At 66.3% G+C, this 18,940-nt stretch carries 21 protein-coding genes; 8 read left to right on the top strand and 13 right to left on the bottom strand.

The annotated features are described in order from the left end of the window. The 8 genes from bchY to pufC all read left to right on the top strand — a co-directional run bounded on the left by bchY (nt 1) and on the right by pufC (nt 6,923). Nucleotides 1–1,554: a chlorophyllide a reductase subunit Y gene (gene bchY / locus F3H41_RS19910; RefSeq protein WP_149740445.1), complete on the top strand. Its 1,554-nt coding sequence runs from the start codon at nt 1–3 to the stop codon at nt 1,552–1,554. Next, entirely contained in the window at nt 1,548–2,996 is a 1,449-nt protein-coding gene (gene bchZ, locus F3H41_RS19905; RefSeq protein ID WP_149740444.1) for a chlorophyllide a reductase subunit Z, read from the top strand. The genes bchY and bchZ overlap by 7 nt, the downstream gene beginning before the upstream one ends. Before the next feature lie 56 nt (nt 2,997–3,052). After that, nucleotides 3,053–3,289: a hypothetical protein gene (locus F3H41_RS19900; protein WP_149740443.1), complete on the top strand. Its 237-nt coding sequence runs from the start codon at nt 3,053–3,055 to the stop codon at nt 3,287–3,289. Nucleotides 3,290–3,406: 117 nt separating this feature from the next. After that, complete coding sequence (gene pufB / locus F3H41_RS19895; RefSeq protein WP_149740442.1) at nt 3,407–3,628, top strand: light-harvesting antenna LH1, beta subunit; 222 nt, start codon at nt 3,407–3,409, stop codon at nt 3,626–3,628. An 11-nt stretch (nt 3,629–3,639) separates the two neighbouring features. Then, complete coding sequence (pufA, locus tag F3H41_RS19890) at nt 3,640–3,837, top strand: light-harvesting antenna LH1, alpha subunit (RefSeq protein WP_149740441.1); 198 nt, start codon at nt 3,640–3,642, stop codon at nt 3,835–3,837. 128 nt (nt 3,838–3,965) lie between these two features. Further along, nucleotides 3,966–4,811, top strand: a complete 846-nt coding sequence (pufL, locus tag F3H41_RS19885; RefSeq protein WP_149740440.1) for a photosynthetic reaction center subunit L — start codon at nt 3,966–3,968, stop codon at nt 4,809–4,811. A 13-nt stretch (nt 4,812–4,824) separates the two neighbouring features. Beyond that, nucleotides 4,825–5,787, top strand: coding sequence for a photosynthetic reaction center subunit M (gene pufM / locus F3H41_RS19880; RefSeq protein WP_149740439.1), 963 nt, complete (start codon nt 4,825–4,827; stop codon nt 5,785–5,787). Between the two features lie 11 nt (nt 5,788–5,798). Further along, entirely contained in the window at nt 5,799–6,923 is a 1,125-nt protein-coding gene (pufC, locus tag F3H41_RS19875) for a photosynthetic reaction center cytochrome PufC (RefSeq protein WP_149740438.1), read from the top strand. A 159-nt stretch (nt 6,924–7,082) separates the two neighbouring features. Here the strand turns inward: pufC and F3H41_RS19870 are convergent, their stop codons facing one another. The 13 genes from F3H41_RS19870 to F3H41_RS19810 all read right to left on the bottom strand — a co-directional run. Next, a complete protein-coding gene (locus F3H41_RS19870; protein WP_149740437.1) occupies nt 7,083–8,186 on the bottom strand; it encodes a GSU2403 family nucleotidyltransferase fold protein in 1,104 nt (367 codons plus the stop codon). Nucleotides 8,187–8,272: 86 nt separating this feature from the next. Further along, nucleotides 8,273–8,824, bottom strand: a complete 552-nt coding sequence (gene idi / locus F3H41_RS19865; RefSeq protein WP_149740436.1) for an isopentenyl-diphosphate delta-isomerase — start codon at nt 8,822–8,824, stop codon at nt 8,273–8,275. A gap of 102 nt (nt 8,825–8,926) precedes the next feature. Further along, nucleotides 8,927–10,141 carry a 5-aminolevulinate synthase gene (gene hemA / locus F3H41_RS19860; RefSeq protein WP_149740435.1) on the bottom strand — a complete coding sequence of 405 codons (1,215 nt, stop codon included), beginning with the start codon at nt 10,139–10,141 and terminating at the stop codon, nt 8,927–8,929. Nucleotides 10,142–10,212: 71 nt separating this feature from the next. After that, entirely contained in the window at nt 10,213–11,058 is an 846-nt protein-coding gene (puhE, locus tag F3H41_RS19855) for a putative photosynthetic complex assembly protein PuhE (RefSeq protein ID WP_149740434.1), read from the bottom strand. Nucleotides 11,059–11,064: 6 nt separating this feature from the next. Beyond that, a complete protein-coding gene (gene acsF / locus F3H41_RS19850) occupies nt 11,065–12,174 on the bottom strand; it encodes a magnesium-protoporphyrin IX monomethyl ester (oxidative) cyclase (protein WP_149740433.1) in 1,110 nt (369 codons plus the stop codon). Further along, nucleotides 12,171–12,488, bottom strand: a complete 318-nt coding sequence (locus F3H41_RS19845; RefSeq protein WP_244616290.1) for a hypothetical protein — start codon at nt 12,486–12,488, stop codon at nt 12,171–12,173. Before F3H41_RS19845 ends, acsF begins: the two co-directional genes overlap by 4 nt. Beyond that, complete coding sequence (gene puhC / locus F3H41_RS19840) at nt 12,485–12,979, bottom strand: photosynthetic complex assembly protein PuhC (RefSeq protein WP_149740432.1); 495 nt, start codon at nt 12,977–12,979, stop codon at nt 12,485–12,487. Before puhC ends, F3H41_RS19845 begins: the two co-directional genes overlap by 4 nt. 10 nt (nt 12,980–12,989) lie before the next feature. Further along, nucleotides 12,990–13,688 (bottom strand): photosynthetic complex putative assembly protein PuhB, encoded by a 699-nt coding sequence (puhB, locus tag F3H41_RS19835; protein ID WP_149740431.1) that lies wholly within the window; start codon nt 13,686–13,688, stop codon nt 12,990–12,992. After that, nucleotides 13,685–14,461, bottom strand: coding sequence for a photosynthetic reaction center subunit H (puhA, locus tag F3H41_RS19830; protein ID WP_149740430.1), 777 nt, complete (start codon nt 14,459–14,461; stop codon nt 13,685–13,687). Before puhA ends, puhB begins: the two co-directional genes overlap by 4 nt. Nucleotides 14,462–14,485: 24 nt before the next feature. Next, nucleotides 14,486–15,925 (bottom strand): BCD family MFS transporter, encoded by a 1,440-nt coding sequence (locus F3H41_RS19825; protein ID WP_149740429.1) that lies wholly within the window; start codon nt 15,923–15,925, stop codon nt 14,486–14,488. Then, nucleotides 15,922–16,650, bottom strand: coding sequence for a magnesium protoporphyrin IX methyltransferase (gene bchM, locus F3H41_RS19820; protein WP_149740428.1), 729 nt, complete (start codon nt 16,648–16,650; stop codon nt 15,922–15,924). Before bchM ends, F3H41_RS19825 begins: the two co-directional genes overlap by 4 nt. 20 nt (nt 16,651–16,670) lie before the next feature. Continuing rightward, the gene (gene bchL / locus F3H41_RS19815; RefSeq protein ID WP_149740427.1) at nt 16,671–17,603 is read right to left on the bottom strand and encodes a ferredoxin:protochlorophyllide reductase (ATP-dependent) iron-sulfur ATP-binding protein; all 933 of its coding nucleotides are present in this window, start codon (nt 17,601–17,603) and stop codon (nt 16,671–16,673) included. Further along, nucleotides 17,600–18,940, bottom strand: a 1,341-nt coding sequence (locus F3H41_RS19810; RefSeq protein ID WP_188129552.1) for a cobaltochelatase subunit CobN, incomplete at its 5' end; no start/stop codon positions are given. The genes F3H41_RS19810 and bchL, both read right to left, overlap by 4 nt.

The raw sequence follows: 18,940 nt of genomic DNA, 5'->3' as shown, positions 1-18,940 counted from the left end.
ATGGATGACCTCAAGCCCTTCGACGTAGCCGACACGGCCCCAATCGACGCCTCCGGCCCCTCCGACGCGGCGGGGGAAGGCGCCTGCCACAGTGGCGCCGAGCTTTCGCGTGCCGCAGCCCGCGCCGCCGGCAACGGTGCGCTGATGGATCGCTTCGAGGCCGATTATCCCAAGGGTCCCCACGACCAGCCCCAATCCATGTGCCCGGCCTTCGGCTCGCTGCGCGTCGGGTTGCGCATGCGCCGCGTCGCGACGATCCTTTCGGGCTCGGCCTGCTGTGTCTACGGCCTGACCTTCACCTCGCATTTCTATGGCGCGAAACGCTCCGTCGGCTACGTGCCCTTCAGTTCCGAAACGCTGGTCACCGGCAAGCTCTTCGAGGACATCGTCGAGGCCGTGCACCAGATGGCGGACCCGGAGAAATACGACGCCGTCGTCGTCACGAATCTTTGCGTGCCCACCGCATCCGGCGTACCGCTGAAGATGCTGCCGCGCGAAATTTCCGGCGTGCGCATCGTCGGCATCGACGTTCCCGGCTTCGGCGTGCCGACCCATGCGGAGGCCAAGGACGTGCTCTCGGCTGCCATGCTCGCCTATGCCCGGCAGGAGGTTGAAGCCGGGCCCGTGCAGCGCCCGCGCCAGCAGACCACCGACCGCCCGACCGTCACGCTGCTCGGCGAAATGTTCCCGGCCGACCCCATGGTCATCGGCGCCATGCTGGAGCCGATGGGCCTTGCCGCCGGCCCGACCGTGCCGGTGCGCGAATGGCGCGATCTCTACGGCGCGCTCGACTGCGCCGCAGTCGCCGCCATCCATCCCTTCTACACCGCCAGCATCCGCGAATTCGAAGCCGCCGGACGTCCTGTCGTCGGCTCCGCGCCGGTGGGTCTCGAAGGCACCGATGCCTGGCTCTCGGCCATCGGCTCGGCCTGCGGCGTGCCCCGCGCCCGGATCGACCAAAGCCGCAATGCCATGCGCGGCGCAATTTCCGCCAGCCTTCAGGCCAAGCGCATCGACGGCCGCATCACGCTCTCCGGCTACGAGGGCTCCGAACTCATCGTCGGCCGCCTGCTGGTCGAGCTTGGCGCGGATCTGCGCTATGTCGGCACGGCCTGTCCGCGCACGCCGTGGAATGCCGCCGATGCCGAATGGCTCGCGGCCCACGGCGTCGAGCTGCGTTTCCGCGCCTCGCTCGAAGACGATCTCGACGCCTACCACGAATTTTCGCCCGATCTCGCCATCGGCACCACGCCCATAGTGCAGAAGGCCAAGGAGACGGCAACGCCGGCGCTCTATTTCACCAATCTTATCTCGGCCCGCCCGCTGATGGGCCCGGCCGGTGCGGGCTCGCTGCCCGACGTCATCAATGCCGCCATCGCCAACAAGGCGCGGTTCGAGGCCATGGATGCCTTCTTCGCCGGCGTCGGCTCCGGCGAGACGGCCGGCATCTGGCAGGAGACGCCGAAGGACCATGGCAGCTTCCGCAAGACCTATGCGGCCAAGGTGCGCAAGTCGATGAACGCGGTCGACAACGGGGAGAGCGTCGGATGCTGATCCTCGACCACGACCGGGCCGGCGGCTACTGGGGCAGCGTCTATGCCTTCACGGCGATCAAGGGCCTGCAGGTCATCATCGACGGCCCCGTCGGCTGCGAGAACCTGCCGGTGACCTCGGTGCTGCACTACACCGACGCGCTGCCGCCGCACGAATTGCCGATCGTCGTCAGCGGTCTGTCAGAGGACGAACTTGGCCAGCACGGCACGGAAGGCGCCATGAAACGGGCGCGCCGCGCGCTCGATCCGGATCTGCCGGCCGTGGTCGTCACCGGCTCCATCGCCGAGATGATCGGCGGCGGCGTGACGCCGGAGGGTTCCAACATCCTGCGCTTCCTGCCGCGCACCATCGACGAGGACCAGTGGCAGAGCGCGGACCGGGCGCTGCGCTGGCTGTGGACGGAATTCGGCCCAAAGGGCGGCAAGGTGCCCGCCCCGCGCCGCCGGCCGGAGGGGGCAAAGCCCCGCGTCAACATCATCGGCCCGATCTACGGCACCTACAACATGCCCTCCGATCTTGCCGAAATCCGCAGGCTCGTCGAAGGCATCGGCGCGGAGATCAACATGATCTTCCCGCTTGGCAGCCATCTCGAAGACGTGCGCAAGCTGGCGGATGCAGACGTCAACATCTGTCTCTACCGCGAATTCGGCCGTCTGCTCTGCGAAAGCCTCGACCGGCCCTACCTGCAGGCGCCGATCGGCATCCACCAGACGACTGCCTTCCTGCGCAGCCTCGGCGCGCTTCTCGGCCTCGACCCGGAACCTTTCATCACGCGCGAGAAGCACACGACGCTGAAGCCGCTGTGGGATCTCTGGCGCTCGGTGACGCAGGATTTCTTCGCGACCGCAAGCTTCGCGGTCGTCGCCACCGACACCTATGCCCGCGGCGTCCAGCAGTTTCTCGAAGGCGAGATGGGCCTGCCCTGCACCTTCGCCGTCGCCCGCCGTCCGGGCGAGAAGACCGACAATGCGGCTGTCGCCGAGCTCGTCGCCAAGCGTCCGCCGATGATCCTCTTTGGCTCCTTCAACGAGCGCATGTATCTCGCTGAGCGCAATGCGCGGGCCACCTTCGTGCAGCTCTCCTTCCCCGGCGCCGTGGTGCGCCGCCACACCGGCACGCCGGTGATGGGCTATTCGGGTGCGGCCTGGCTGATCCAGGAAGTCTGCAATGCGCTCTTCGACATGCTGTTTTCGATCCTGCCGAAGGCCAGCGAACTCGACGCCATCGAAGCAACGACGGCGCGACGTTCCGGCGAGTTTCCATGGCAGCCGGAGGCCCAGTCGCTTTTCGACAAACAGATGGCCGACGAACCCGTGCTGGTGCGCATCTCCGCCGCCAAGCGGCTGCGCGATGCGGCCGAGCGCGAGGCCGAGAGGGCCGATGCCAGCGAAGTGACGCCCGCCCATGTGGCGCGGGCCGCGAAAGTGCCGCTGCCCGCGTGATCAGCGGACCGGCAAGGGAACACGGATGGCCCGACGGGCCGCGAGGAGGGCATGCCATGCACCAGAAACCAGCAGTCACCGGCGCGGCCGGAAGCGTCCATCTCGATCGTCGCGCCGAGCGGATCGAGATGCGCCAACTCTTCCTGATTTCCTACCCGCTTTGCCTGATGGCGGCGCTGGCCAGGCGCGCCACCGCGTTCGCCTCCGGCAAGGCGGCGTCTTCCGATCAATCGGTCTTCGCCGAGGCCCGGTCCTCGGCCTATGCGGCCGTCGGTTACGCCTTCCACGCGTGACCTTGTCAAGCTTTGGCGGTGTTCTCGACACCGTCAGGACCCCGGCAGCGCCGCTCGCGGTCTGCCGGAACCCCGCCGCGGGGGTGCCGCGGTATTCGAGGCTAGGAGGTGCGTTTGATGGCTGATCCATCGAATGTTTCACTTTCGGGTCTGACCGAAAGCGAAGCGCGCGAGTTCCACGGGCTCTTCATCCAGGGTTTCCTGATGTTCACGGCGATTGCTGTCGTCGCGCACATCCTGGTCTGGATGTGGCGTCCCTGGATCCCGGGGCCGGAAGGGTATGTGTTCCTTGAGAACATCAACCAGTCGGCCCAGGCGCTTCTGCCGATGCTGGCCTGAGGAGAGCGACAATGTGGAGAATCTGGCTGATGTTCGACCCGCGCAAGGCGCTGGTTGCTCTGTCCGTCTTCCTGTTCACGCTCGCCATTCTGATCCATTTCATCCTGTTGAGCACGGACCGGTTCAACTGGCTTGAGGGCAAGCCCCTGAAGACCAGCGCGATCGAACACGTCATCGGCAGCGATCAGGATCAGCGGCTCATCGGCTGAACCCCAAGAGGGCAGCGGGCGCGGCCGGACATCTGGCCCCGCCCGCCGCCGAACACCGGCCGGGACGCTCCGCGAATGACGCGGCGGCGACCGCCAAAATCTGCGGACGGCCCGAGGAGGAACCCCTGATGGCGCTGCTGAGTTTCGAACGCAAATACCGCGTGCGCGGCGGCACGCTGATCGGCGGCGACCTGTTCGATTTCTGGGTCGGGCCCTTCTATGTCGGCTTCTTCGGGGTCACCACGGCCTTCTTCGCCATTTTGGGCACGGCGCTGATCATCTACGGCGCGGCCATCGGTCCCACCTGGAACATCTGGCAGATCTCGATCGCCCCGCCCGACATTTCCTACGGGCTGGCGCTCGCGCCGCTGAAGGAAGGCGGGCTCTGGCAGATCATCACCGTCTGCGCGCTCGGCGCCTTCTCGTCCTGGGCGCTGCGCGAGGTGGAAATCTGCCGCAAGCTCGGCATGGGCTATCACGTGCCCTTCGCCTTTTCCTTTGCCATCTTTGCCTATGCGACGCTGGTCGTCATCCGCCCGCTGCTGCTCGGCGCCTGGGGCTACGGCTTCCCCTACGGCATCTTCAGCCATCTCGACTGGGTGTCGAACGTCGGCTACCAGTATCTGCATTTCCACTATAATCCCGCCCACATGATCGCCGTGTCGTTCTTCTTCACGACGACATTCGCACTCTCCCTGCATGGCGGCCTCATCCTGTCGGCGGCCAATCCCGGCGCCTCGCGCGATGCGCCCGGCCAGCAGGCCGAGGTCAAGACGCCGGAATACGAAGACACCTTCTTCCGCGACATCATCGGCTACTCCATCGGCACGCTCGGCATCCACCGTCTCGGTTTGATCCTGGCGCTGAATGCCGGTTTCTGGAGCGCTGTCTGCATCGTCATCAGCGGCCCCTTCTGGAACCGCGGCTGGCCGGAATGGTGGAACTGGTGGCTCGAGCTGCCGATCTGGAAGTGAGGGGGAAACCGTCATGGTGCAATATCAGAACATCATCACGCCGATCCAGATATCAGGCCCGATCGAAGAGGGCATGCCGCTGCCGCGCGGCGACAGTCCGCGCACCGGCAAGGCTTTTTTCGTGCGCCTCTTCGGCATCATCGGCAATGCCCAGATCGGCCCGATCTATCTCGGCTATCTCGGTACGCTCTCGCTGGTCTTCGGCTTCATCGCCTTCGAGATCATCGGCCTCAACATGTTCGCCTCCGTCGGCTGGGATCCGATCCAGTTCGTGCGCCAGCTCTTCTGGCTGGGGCTGGAGCCGCCGCCTGCCAAATACGGGCTGAAAGTTCTGCCGCCGCTCGCCGAAGGCGGCTGGTGGCTGATCGCCGGCTTCTTCCTGACGCTGTCGGTCATTTTATGGTGGGTGCGCATCTACCGCCGCGCCCGGCAGCTGGAGCTCGGCATGCATGTGGCCTGGGCCTTTGCCTCGGCCATCTGGCTCTTCCTGGTGCTCGGCTTCATCCGCCCGCTGCTGATGGGCAACTTCTCCGAAGCCGTGCCCTTTGGCATCTTCCCGCATCTCGACTGGACCGCAGCGCTGTCGATCCGCTACGGCAATCTCTACTACAACCCGTTCCACTGCCTCTCGATCGTCTTCCTCTATGGCTCCGTGCTGCTGTTTGCCATGCACGGCGCGACGATCCTGGCCGTCGGCAAATATGGCGGCGAGCGCGAGTTGGAGCAGATCACCGACCGCGGCACGGCCTCCGAGCGCGCCGCCCTCTTCTGGCGCTGGACCATGGGCTTCAACGCCACGATGGAATCCGTGCACCGCTGGGCCTGGTGGTTCGCGATCCTGACCCCGCTGACCGGCGGCATCGGCATCCTGCTGACCGGCACGGTGGTCGACAACTGGTACCTGTGGGGCGTCAATCACGGCCTCGTCTCGCCGCTGCCGCAAATGTGGCCCGGCGTCGTCGATCCGGCGCTGTAAGGAGAACGACGATGAAACTGTGGATCCCCTTCGCCGTCTCCGCCGGGACGCTCCTGACCATCGCAAGCTTCGTGGGTGCCGGCTGGGATGCGCCCCCGGTGGAATCGACCCAGCTCGGCTATCGCGGCACCGGCATGGTCCTTCACCGGGATGTCGAGACCCAGGAGGCGCTGAAGGCGGCCAACGTCGTGCCCGATCCGCCATGGGTGCCCGATCCCGCCGGCGAAAAGGCCAAGAACATCTACCAGAACGTCCAGGTTCTCGGCGAACTCTCCGACGACCAGTTTAACCAGGCCATGGCCGCCATCACCGCGTGGATCGCGCCGGAAGAGCAGGGCTGCAACTACTGCCACAATCCGGAAAACATGGCGTCGGACGAAGTCTACACCAAGGTCGTGGCCCGGCGCATGATCCAGATGACGCAGGCGATCAATGTCGACTGGACGCCGCATGTCGGCGCCACCGGCGTCACCTGCTACACCTGTCACCGCGGCAATGCCGTGCCCGCCAATGTCTGGAGCACCAGTCTGGAGCCGAAGCCGGCCGGCAACATGACCCAGGACCGCGACGGCCAGAACGTCGCCTCCGCGCTGGCCGGCAATACCTCGCTGCCGCAGAACGCGCTGGCCGCCTACCTCCTCGGCAACGAACCGATCCGCGTGCACGCCACCACGGCCCTGCCGAGCGGCACCTCGACGGCCGGCACCAAGGAGACCGAGAAGACCTGGTCGCTGATGATCCACATGTCGGAATCCCTCGGCGTCAACTGCGTCACCTGCCACAATTCCCGCGCCTTCAACGACTGGGACCAGAGCCCGCCGCAACGCGTGACCGCCTGGCACGGCATCCGCATGACCCGCGACATTAACGCCACCTACATGACCGGCCTTGACCCGGTCTTCCCCGCCAACCGCAAGGGACCGGAAGGCGACGTGCTGAAGGTCGGCTGCTTCACCTGCCACAACGGCGTGCAAAAGCCGCTCTACGGCGTTTCGATGCTGAAGGACTATGTGGACGCGCTGGGCAAAAAGGGCGACACGGCCGTGCCCGACTATACCAAGTACGAGCCCGGCAAGACCCAAGTCATGGGCGCCGACGGCCCGACGACGCTGCCCGCGCCGGCGGCGACGAACTGAGCCGGGACGTCAAGACAAGCTGACAAAGGCCGCGCCCTGCAACTTCAGGCGCGGCCTTGCTGTTTGCAGTCGCAATCATCGACGGACAAGGAAGGGTGGACGGCGGAAAGCTTGCAATATCAAGCGTTATACTGAAATCTTCAATCCAGTATAACGCCGTCACACGGACGCTCCGTCCCGCATCACGGGCCCAGCGCCGATCGCCTTCAACGCCGCATCGAGCGCCTGTACCACCGCCATCAGCCGCTCCCGATCCTCGATCATGTCGAGTCCTTTCGCGAGCGCCTCCCGCCACGCCTCGCCCCGTTCGCGCGCTTCGTCAAAGGCATCGGCAAGGTCGCCGGCGCGGCGGGTGGCGATGAGGGCTTCCATGAGAGTGAGGGCTTGCATGACATCCTTCTCCCGCTTGGCAGCGCCGCCATCCTCAGTTCCCCGGCGCGCCGCCACGATCAGCTTGTGCACGGCGAAGCGCTCCGGCGCGGGAATGAGGATCGGCACGCCGGACCCATGCAGCAGCGTGACGAGAACCGGCTGGTAGATCAGGAAATCGAGGAAGCGGATGGGCTGCGCGCCCGTGTCGCCCAGCGCCGGCATGGTGGCCGGCTGCCCCTGGTAATCGTCGCTGGAGGTGTTTGGGGTCAGGAACTCGACCTTGTAGCCATCCCGGTTGCGGAACATCATATGGCGCCGCCCATCCATCGGGCTCATCACCTCGGTAAAACTCGGGTCGACGGTCCGCAAGACGTCACCGATCGGCGCGGTCTGGTCCTCAATGGCGACAGAGATCGAGTGGAACTGCGCGAAATCCGCATCCGCCGTGCGCATCGAGGTCGAAGGCAGGTGGATACCGAGATAGGCGGGGTAGCACTGATAGGCGACAGTGCCGATCAGCACGCCGCGCAGCCGGAAGAAGCCCGCCCTGGCCAGCGCCTCGATGATTTCGCCGGTAAAAGGTTCCGGGCCGGGAAGCCGCGCCTCCCGCTTCAGCGTGGTGACAAACCGTCGGCGCTGGCGGGCATCGGCCTTGAGTTCCGCGAACCGCTCGACGCGGCTTCGAATATCCGGATCGGCATCGGGGCCAACATATTTGCGTGTCTGACGGCCATTCTCGCCGGGCAGGTCGAAATACCAGTAATCCCGGTCCTTCACCTTGACCCGGACGAAGCGGCCGCGGGTGCTGAATTCGCTGATAAACCGCTCATCCATCGCCCGCTGTGTCAGCTCCGCATAGAGCGTGCGGTACATGAGATCGATGGTCTTCATCGGAGCGTCCATCCGCGCGTCGCGCCGTTATACTGATTTATTGAAAATAGTATAACGGCGTCTTCCCTCTGTCAAAGTCTCCCCCGTCACCCCGCGAGGCGGGTGGGTGGCAGGTGCAGGCCGGGGAAGCGGGCGAGGTAGATGCGCAGCCACGGCGTGAAGCGCTCGGGGAAGGCGGATATCTCGGCGGCGAGGTCGTCGCGGGTGATCCAGCGCGTCTCGGAGACTTCGTCCGGATGGGGTGCGATGGCCAGCCTGTGCCGGTCGGCGGTAGCGCTGAAGAGGGTGACGCGCTCGTGTTCGCTGAGGCCGTTGCCGACATCGGCGGCGTAATCGACGGTGGCGTGGCGGGCGAGCGGCAGGGTGAAGCCGAGCTCTTCCGTCAGCCGCCGGCCGGCCGCCGCCTCCAGCGTTTCGCGCCAGTTGGGATGGGTGCAGCAGGTGTTGGCCCAAAGCCCGCCGCAGTGATATTTCGCCGCCGCCCGGCGCTGCAGCAGCAGGTGCTCGCCGTCGAAGACGAAGACCGAGACGGCGAGATGCAGCTGACCGTCCACATGCGCCTTCATCTTCTCGATCGGAAAGAGCGCGCCGTCGCCGGCAACGGCAGGGATGATGACGGGGGCAGTCGGGCGCGGCATGGTCTGTTCTTTCGTGTCATGGCCCCGGAAAAGGGGAGGCCCCGCAAGGGGAGGGGCCGGCGACGGGCCCCTCATACGCCTCTTTCCGGCAAAGGCCAAATCTCAGGCGACGCGGCGGGCGAGCGCACATTGCGACCAGAGCGAACAGAGCGCTTCGGCCAGATGGCGGATGTCAGCGTCGCTGTGCAGCGGGGTCGGCGTGATGCGTAGCCGCTCCGTGCCGACGGCGACCGTCGGATAGTTGATCGGCTGCACATAGATGCCGAAATCATTCAGCAGCACGTCGGAGATCCACTTGCACTTGGCGGCATTGCCGACCATCACCGGCACGATGTGGCTGGCATTGGCCATGTGCGGAATGCCGCGCCTGTCCAGCGCCGCACGCACCTTGGCGACAGTGGCGCGATGTTCGGCGCGCTCCACCTGGCTTTCCTTCAGATGCCGGATCGAGGCCGTTGCGGCGGCGGCGAGTGCCGGCGGAATGGCGGTCGTGAAGATGAACCCTGACGCAAACGAACGGACGAAATCGACCAGCGTCGCCGAGGCCGCGATATAGCCGCCCATGACGCCATAGGCCTTGCCGAGCGTGCCCTCGATCACCGTCAGGCGATGCATCAGCCCCTCGCGGGCCGCCACGCCATCGCCGCGCGGGCCATACATGCCGACGGCATGCACCTCGTCGAGATAGGTCATTGCGCCGAATTCGTCGGCGACATCGCAGATCTCGCGGATCGGCGAGATATCGCCATCCATGGAATAGACGGATTCGAAGGCCACCAGCTTCGGCGCGGCCGGATCATCGGCGGCCATCAGCATGCGCAGGTGGCCATAGTCGTTGTGTCGGAAGATGCGGCGCGTGCAACCCGAAGCGCGGATGCCCTCGATCATCGAGGCATGGTTCAGCGCATCGGAATAGACGATGATACCGGGGATCTTCGACAAGAGCGTGCCGAGTGCTGCCCAGTTGGAGACGTAGCCGGAGGTAAAGATCAGCGCCGCTTCCTTGCCGTGCAGATCGGCCAACTCCCGCTCCAGGAGCACATGGTGGTGGTTGGAGCCGGAGATGTTGCGGGTGCCGCCGGCGCCGGCGCCGCATTTGCGGATGATCTCGATCATGCGATCGGTGACGATGGGATTCTGGCCCATGCCGAGATAGTCGTTGGAGCACCAGACGGTGACCTCGCCGACCCCCTCGGCCGTGTGGATGCTGGCTTTCGGAAACGCCGTGCACTGGCGTTCGAGCTCCGCGAAAACGCGATAATTGCCGGCGGTGCGCAGCTCATCGAGAGCCGACGCCATGTGCTGGTTGATATCCATCTGCCTTTCCTCCCCTGTCATGTCGGACGCTGTGTTCCCCTCCACCCGTGGCGGGAAGGGGAGCGCCCCCTTCATAAAATCCGTTCGGTGCGGGCCTCGGCCGCCGGCTCGCGCCCGCTCACCACCAGCACGGTGGGCACGGGCTTTGCCTTTCGCGGCATGGCCCAGCGCCACAGCGCCGTGTCCGACACCGGCAGCACGAGAATGAGATGTTCGAGAATGGCGAGCGCCATGAAGCTCGCCAGAAGAATATGGCCGACCAGCGAATGGGCGTCGCTGGCGCTCATGGCGCCGATCACCAGCACCGCGAACAGGCCCGTCGCCGCCACCATCAGAAGCGGGAAGATCGGCGCGATGCGGTCGGTCTTGAAATAGGTCTTCAGATGCGCGATCGGCCGCGGCATCAACTCGCTGACGGCGTGCGGCGCGCCGAGGAAAATCAACAGCTTCGCCGATATGCGCATGCCCCAGAGCAGGCCGAAGGTGGCGAGCCCGAAGCGGTTGTCGGCATCGTACAGCAGAAGATACAGGACAAGCGCGGTGACGAGGATGGCGATCTCATGGTCGCAGACCGCCTCGAAAGCGGCCTTGAAGCGTTTGAGACCCTTAAGCCCCGGCGGGCACTCGCCCCGGCGCCGGCCCGTCAGCGCGCCGGTGAGGAACGCCGCCTCGTGCCAGGCCCAGACGAGCAGGGCGCCGAAGAAGCCGGCATAGGAGCCGAGCGGCGTGCGCTCCGCCCCGCCGAAGACCATCAGCACCACGCCGAGCCCGCCCGCGAGCGTCATCACCGGCAGCACCTGCCGCGCCCGCCAGCCGCCCCGCTCCGTGCGGTTGACCATGGCCAGCACCAGCCCGGTGGACAGCCACCAGACGCCGATGGCGACGAGGACGACGACGAGCGGGTGCGAAAAAGCCATCACCGCCTACCAGACCGGCTGGAGGCGGGAGGTGGCGGGAATGGCGTTCTCCTTGGTCGGGATCGCATACATGCGACAGAAATTGGCGGCGGCCGCCAGCGTCCAGAAGCCCTTGCGCAGCCGCCCGCCGATACCGCCGGCCTGCGTGGCGGCGATCATCTTGCGGTTGATGCGCTCCATGCGCCGGAAGCCGGCACGCATGGCGGGATTGTCGAGGTCGAGCACCAGCGGGAAGCACTGGCGGGAGATTTCCGACGTCAGGCGGAAGACACGCATGTCGTAATCGTCGATATCGACGCCGAGCGCGGCGTGGAAGGCCGGGCGCATGTGATCGCGCACATACATTGTGGCGAAGACGGCGAGCAGGAAGAACTTGATCCAGTAGCGGTTGACGCCCTGCATCAGCTTTATGTCGGAGCGGATGATCAGCGAGAAGGCCTCGCCGTGGGAGAACTCGTCATTGCACCACTCGCGGAACCACTTGAAGATCGGGTGGAAGCGCTGTTCGGGGTGCTTTTCCAGATGCCGGAAGATGGTGATGTAGCGGGCGTAGCCGATCTTCTCGGAGAGATAGGTGGCGTAATAGATGAACTTCGGCTTGAAGAAGGTGTACTTCTTGGCCTTGGCGAGGAAGCCCATGTTCACGCCGATGCCGAACTCCTTCAGCGCATCGTTGATGAAGCCGGCATGGCGGGATTCGTCGCGGCTCATATAGCCGAAGAGTTCGCAGATCTCCTGGTTCTTGCCGCGCCGCTTCATCTCCTTGTAGAGCACGCAGCCGGAAAATTCCGAGGTGAGCGAGGAAACGAGGAAGTCGATGAACTCCTCGCGCAGGCCATCCGGCAGCGCGTCGATGTCGATGTCTTCCCAGTCGGCATTGCGCTTGAAGTGGCCGCGGTTCGGGTCGCTCTTCATCTGCGCGATCAGGACGTCCCATTCGGCGCGGACGGGCTCGACATTGATCCGGTCCATCTCCTCGAAATCGGTCGTGTAGAAGCGCGGCGTCAGCATGGTGGAAACGAGCGCGCTGCGGGTCGTGTCGTTGACGCCCGCAAGGCGGTCCTCGATGGCCGGTTCATGATCGTGAAGGTCGCTGGTGGAAACGTGGTTGTTCATGACAGGGCCCTTTCCGTGAAGCTGAATTCGCACAGTTCCATCATGTCGAGATCACCGGTGGCGCGGGTCCATGCCCGCTCGAGCGCGCCGGCGCGCGTGATCGTCGCCTTGCGGCGGAAATTGCGGCACTGGCCATAGGGGATCTGCACGGGCGCGCCGTGCACCTGCACTTCGTCGCCGGGATGCACGACGACCCCGTTGTCGAAGCGCAGATGGGCGCCGAGCGCCTCGAAGGTGTTGTTGATCTCCACGGTGCAGTCGACGGTCTCGCGTCGGCGCATCAGGGCAAAAAGCGCGGTGAGCGGTGACATCATGGGCGGGATCCTCCTTGGTTGCCGAGCAGGGCGGCAAAGGCTGCTGCATTGTCCCGGCCGAATGCTTCGAGCGTGATGCGTTCGCCCGTCGCCGTATCCGATAGGCTGACATGGCCGCTTTCCCAGCGGATGAGGCGATAGGGCGTTTCGACGGGCACGACCGATATCTGGCGCATGCGCTCGAAGGCGCGCAGCGAGCCGCGCACGAAGCCGCCCGTATCCTTCGCATAGGCGGCGATCCGCTCGCCAGTGCGCGCGTCGGTGACGGTCACGACATCGCCGGTGCCACGGCCGATGACGATATCGCGCACGGCGACCGCACGGCCATTGTCAACCCTGACAAGGCCGCGGCCGGTGGTCTGGCCGAAGAGAACCGCGCCGGTGGCAAAGAAGAGCAGGCCGATAGCGGCCACGATCAGCGGCGTCGGAATGCGCGCGGTCTTTCCGGGGCGGCGCTTGTCGAGATAGCCGAGGCTGAGGGCGGAGGTCATGGCGTGCCTCCTATTCCGCCGCGGCGGCATGGCCGCCGGGCAGGTAGTCGGGCGCGTCGATCACCGGCTCAAGCGGACGGGCGACACCCGTCTTCCCATGGGCACCGGCCGGGCTGTTGCGCCAGGCGATGACGGCCCGCGCCAGGATTTCGGCAACGCCGGCGGCGTCATCAAGGCAGATCAGCGCCGGCTGCGGCTCTGAAAAGCGCCAGCCGCGCACATGCGGCCATTGCACCAGCCAAGAAAGGCGATGGCCCGGCAGGAGCGCGATGGCGATCGTGCCGCCCCGCTTGCCGCGCGGTGCCATCGAGACCGCATTGATCCGGCGATAGGGAAGGTTCAGCGTCATGGAGAGCGCCACGCCAAAGCGCATCACGAGACGCTCCGAGGTGATGGTGTAGAGCGTGGTGCGCTCGACGCCCCAGGCAAAGAGCTCGACAAGGCCGATCAGGAGGGCACCGATCGCCGTCAGCACCGCCACGGCAAACAGGATGCCGCCGACCGGCTGGCCATCCGAAAGGCCGGCGGCGATGGCCCAGACGGCGAGAATGACGAAATAGGCGGCGAGATAGATGTTCTTCAGGCTATGGCGGGCGACGAGCCGGGCGCTGGGGCGTCCCTGCCAGAGAATGCGCTCCCCGGCCGGAAGCGTGCCCGGAAGGCCCGGAACCGGCTCGATCTCATGCTCGCGGACGACGAACTGTTTCACAGCAGCGGCTCCTGTCTGTCGCGGGTCGCGTAGAGGAGGCCAGCGCCGAAATAGGCGACGATGCGGTCTTCCTCGCGCAGCGTCACCGTCTCCGGCGCGGCCGTGGCGGGCACGTCGGCGAACTGGGCGGCGGTGATGGCGTGGACGAAAATCTGCCGGCGGCCGCGCACGGTCTGGAAGACGACGAAATTGTTGGGCAGCAGCACGCTTCGCCCGCCCTCGGCCAGCGTCACCTCGTAGTAGCGCAGGAGCTGCTCGGCGCGGTCGACCCAGACATCCGTGACGATACCCGCATCGCGCCGGTCACAGCCGACGACCGGCAGGCCGCGCGGATCCTTCTGGCCCTCGGCAATGCCAAAGCCTTCGGCCACCCTGAGCGGCACGATGCGGGCATCGCCATGGGCGGTCATGTCGGGACGCTCGGCGCGTTCCGCCCAGGAGCCCGGCCCGACGCCGGCCAGCAGCGGATTGCCGACCGGCTCGATCGGCGAGCCCGGGGCCTTGGCGATGCGGCGGGCCGATAGGGTGCGGGTGTCGCGCACGAAGTCCGGCACGGCATGCGTGCCCTGGCCGTGCGGCAGCACGAAGGTCTTCTTCGGCGGGACGAAGAGGAAGGGATGCTTGTTGTAGCGGCCCGTGGCGTCTTCCTCGAGCGGATAGCCTTCGCGGCGATCCTCCTGGCGCAGATACCAGATGAGCCCGGCAAAGAAGAGCCAGAAGGCGTAGAGCACCACCTGCGCCACATCCATGCTGCCGACGAGAGATCCGGTCATATAAGCCTCCCCAAATGATGGCGGTCAGCCGGGCATGTCTGCCAGGCCGAAACGGGTTTCAGTGCGTTCATGCGAGCCAGTGCGGGCGCCACACAGGGGGCCGATCACCGCAAGGCAGAAAAACAGAAGGACGATCTCCAGCCCGTAGACGACGAGATAGCCGGAGGCCGGCGTCAGCATGGCGAGACCCAGCGCGCCGGAGAGCGCCAGCGCATTGACGACATTCTTGATGAAGCCGGCGAGAAGCAGGGCCGTGCCGATGGCAGTCGCCTGCACCGCGCCCCAGGCGCCGACGACGACGCCGCTGTCGGCGCGACGCGACACCGCCATGGCGGCCAGCAGCGTGCCGACCGAGAAAAGGCCGTTGCCGAGCCCGATTGCGGCCGCGCCCATGTAGAAGAGAGCGTCGAAGGCCATGGGCTCGGCAAAGATGATGGCGCTGAAGGCGGCGATGCCGATCATGAGGCCCCGCGCCGCGATGCGATGCACCGCGCCGCCGCGTTGCAGGCTGCGGGCGGCAAGCATGAAGCCGAGCATGGCGCCGGCCGCCCACAGGCCCGTCAGCAGCGTGGTGCGTCCGACCGGCATGCCGAGGATCTCGCCGCCATAGGGTTCGAGCAGGATGTCCTGCATGGAAAAGGCCATGGAGCCGATGGCGACAGCGACGAGCAGCCGGGTCACGCCGGGATCGCTGCGATAGGCTGACAGCGCCTCGAAGAATCCCGGCACTTTCCGGTCGGCGGCGGTCAGGCGCGGGTTGCGCGCCTCCTGCTTCCACATGGCGATGACGTTGAGCACCAGCGTCAGCACCGCCGTGCCCTGGATGACCTGGATGAGCTGTACGGCCGTGAAATCGGTGAGCGCGACGCTGTAGAAGGCCGAGGCCGCCATCATGCCGGCGAGCAGCATGAGATAGAGGAGGGCCACGACGCGCGGGCGCTTGTCTTCCGGCGCGAGATCGCTTGCGAGCGCGAGCCCCGCCGTCTGCGCCATGTGCAGGCCGAAGCCGCAGAGGATGAAGGCAAGGCACGCGCCGGCCGCGCCCGCCCATTCCGGCCCGACGGTCTGGGATTGCAGCAGGAGCAGCGCAAAGGGCATGATCGCGAGGCCGCCGAACTGCAGCATGCTGCCCATCCACACATAGGGCACGCGCCGCCAGCCGAGCACGGAGCGGTAGGTGTCGGAGCGGTAGCCGAAGAACAGTCGCAGCGGCGCCGCGAGCACGGGAATAGCGATGACGGCGGAGACGAGCGCGACGGGCACGCCGAGTTCGACGATCAGCACGCGGTTCAGCGTGCCATTGAGCAGCACCATGATGCAGCCGGCCGAGACCTGGAACAGCGAGAGGCGGAGCAGGCGCCCGAGCGGAAGATCGACCGTCGCGGCATCGGCAAAGGGCAGGAAGCGCGTGCCGAGCTTCTGCCAGACCGTGACGAGCTTGCGATGGGCGAGGATCCGGCTCATGGGCGCCTCACCTCCATGGCCTGCGAGGTATAAAAGCCGATCGAGACGCGCGCGCTACGCCCGCCTGCCCAGCCGGCCATTTCGGGTCGGCTGACGAGGCCGGAGACGAGGTGCTCGGGCGCGACCGGATAGAGGGCAGGGGCGCGGTTGCCGCGCGGGAAGATCCGGCCGGTCGCGAGCATGGCGCGCAGGAGCCGCGATCCCGGCGCCAGCGTGAAGAGGAGCGTGTGGGAGGTGCGCGCCGCCATGCGTTCGAGGATGCGGGTGGCATCGGCGGCGCGGTAGTGGATCAGCACATCCATCGCGACGATGGCGTCGAAGCTGCCATGGCGGGTGTCGAGCATGTCGCCGCTCTCGAAGCGCAGGCTCCCCGGCCGGCCACCCATGGCCTTCACGGCCGCCTCCCCGCGCTCGCGGGCGTGCTCCACCATCTGCGCGGAGAGATCGACGCCGAGCACATCCGCGCCGCGGGCCAGAAGCTCCAGCGACAGGACACCCGAGCCGCAGCCCGCATCGAGGATGCGCCAGCCGGAAAGGTCCTGCGGCAGCCAGTCGAGCAGGGTGGCGCGCATGGTGTCGCGGCCGCGGCGCACCGTGGCGCGAATGCCACCGACCGGCTCGGTGCTGGTCAGCCGCTTCCAGGCATCCAGCGCCGTGCGATCGAAATAGTGCTCGATCTCCCCGGTGCGGCGCCTGTAATCGGCAATGTGGTCGGCATGGCTCATGGCGGACTGCTTTCCTGTTCTCATTCGAAACCGAGAAAATCGAAGATCTGCCGGTCCTTCATCGGCTCGGCCGAAAGGCCGGGCACGCCGGCCCACAGCCGCTCGGCGAGCTGCATGTATTCGCGCTGGATGGCCAGGATCTCCGGGCTGTCGCCCATCTCGAAGAGCGTGCTTTTCTTCAGGCGGCTGAGGCGCACGTGGTCGGAGTCGGGCACATGGGCGAGGCGCTTGAGGCCGATCGCGGCATTGTAGCGGTCGATCTGATCGGTCTCGCGCGAGCGGTTGGCGATGACGCCGCCGAGGCGCACGTCATAATTCTTCGCCTTCGCCTTGATGGCCGAGACGATGCGGTTCATGGCGAAGATGGAATCGAAATCGTTGGCGGCGACCACCACCGCGCGTTCGGCATGCTGGAGCGGCGCGGCAAAGCCACCGCACACGACGTCGCCCAGCACGTCGAAGATCACGACATCGGTGTCGTCGAGCAGGTGATGCTCCTTCAGGAGCTTCACCGTCTGCCCCACCACATAGCCACCGCAGCCCGTGCCGGCCGGCGGGCCGCCCGCCTCGATGCACTGCACGCCATTATAGCCCTCGACCACGTAATCCTCGGGCCGCAGCTCCTCGGTGTGGAAGTCGGCCTTTTCCAGCACGTCGATGACGGTCGGGATCAGGCTTTTGGTGAGCGTGAAGGTGCTGTCATGCTTGGGGTCGCAGCCGATCTGCAGCACGCGCTTGCCGAGCTTGGAGAAGGCCACCGAGAGGTTGGACGAGGTCGTCGACTTGCCGATGCCGCCCTTGCCGTAGATGGCAAAGACCTTCGCGCCGTCGAGGTCTGCGGTGGGGTCGAGATGGACCTGCACGCTCCCGTCACCGTCTTCGCCCCGGCCGAGCGCGGCGGCCTTGAGCCTCAGATCCCGCTCGCTCGTCTTGGGGTGGGTGAAGATGTTCATTGGGCAGCCTCCCTGACCAGGCCTTCCAGCCGGTCTTCCAGTTCCTCGCCGGCAAGGCGCAGCGCCTCTAGCGTTTGCGCATCCGGCTCCCAGAAGCGGCGCTCCTGGGCTTCGATCAGGCGCGAGGCGACCTTGGCCGCCGCAGCCGGATTGAGCGCGGCAAGGCGCCGGCGCATGAAGGGGTCGAGCATGAAGGTCTCGGTCATCTGCTGGTAGACCCAGGGCTCGACGCCCCCCGTCGTTGCCGACCAGCCGAGCGTGTTGGTCACCTGCGCCTCGATATGGCGCACGCCCTCGTAGCCGTGCTTCAGCATGCCCTCGAACCATTTGGGGTTCAGCGTACGGGTGCGGGCCTCCAGTGCCACCTGTTCGCCGAGCGTGCGCACCTTGCCCTCGCCTTGCGTCTGGTCGGAAATGAAGACCGGCAGTGCCGTCTCGCCGCGCGCCTTCATGACGGCCCGCGTCAGCCCGCCCAGCGTGTCGAAGTAATGTTCGATGGTGGTAACGCCGACCTCGACGGAATCGAGGTTCTGATAGGCCATGTCGACGCCGCCGAGCACGGCATCCAGCACCTCGGCCTGCTGGCTCGTCTTGCCCTTGCTGTCGATGGCGAAGCTCTTGCGGCTCGTATAGGTGTCGGCGATCTCCTCGTCGTCTGTCCAGGCAGACGAGGCGATCAGCATGTTGACGTTGGCGCCATAGGCACCGTTGGCATTGGAAAAGACGCGGTAGGCGGCCGCCTCGACATCGCAGCCATGGGTGCTCGCATAGGCGAGCGCATGTTTGCGGATGAAGTTCATCTCCACCGGCTCGTCGGCCAGCGCCGCAAGGCTGCTCGCCTCTGCCAGCATGCTCGCCTGGATCGGCAGGAGGTCGCGGAAGATGCCCGACAGCGTCATGACGGCATCGATGCGCGGCCGCTTCAGCTCCTCGAGCGGGATGAGCACCGCGCCGCAGACGCGGTTATAGGCATCGAGCCGGGGCCTGGCGCCCATCAGGGCCATGGCCTGGGCGAGCGGTGCGCCCCCGGTCTTGAGATTATCCGTCCCCCAGAGCACGACGGCTACCGTTTCCGGCAGGCGTCCCTCGGTCTTCAGAAACCGGTCGAGCACGCGCGCGGCCTGCCGCTCGCCATCCTGTACGGCAAAGGCGCTCGGAATGCCGAAGGGATCGAAGCCGTGGATGTTGCGGCCCGTGGGCAAAAGGTCCGGCGTGCGCAGGAGGTCGCCGGAGGGGGAGGGCGGCACGAAACGCCCGTCCAGCGCCCGGACGAGGCCGTCGAGTTCGCGGTTGTCGGCAAGGTTGACGTTGAGCTGGACGAGGCCTGCGACGCGTTC

Origin of the sequence: Rhizobium sp. RU20A (assembly GCF_900155885.1) — a bacterium.
Taxonomy (GTDB): Bacteria; Pseudomonadota; Alphaproteobacteria; order Rhizobiales; family Rhizobiaceae; genus RU20A.
Note: the sequence above shows the minus strand (reverse complement) of the source record. Positions and strands in the feature narration are given on the sequence as shown.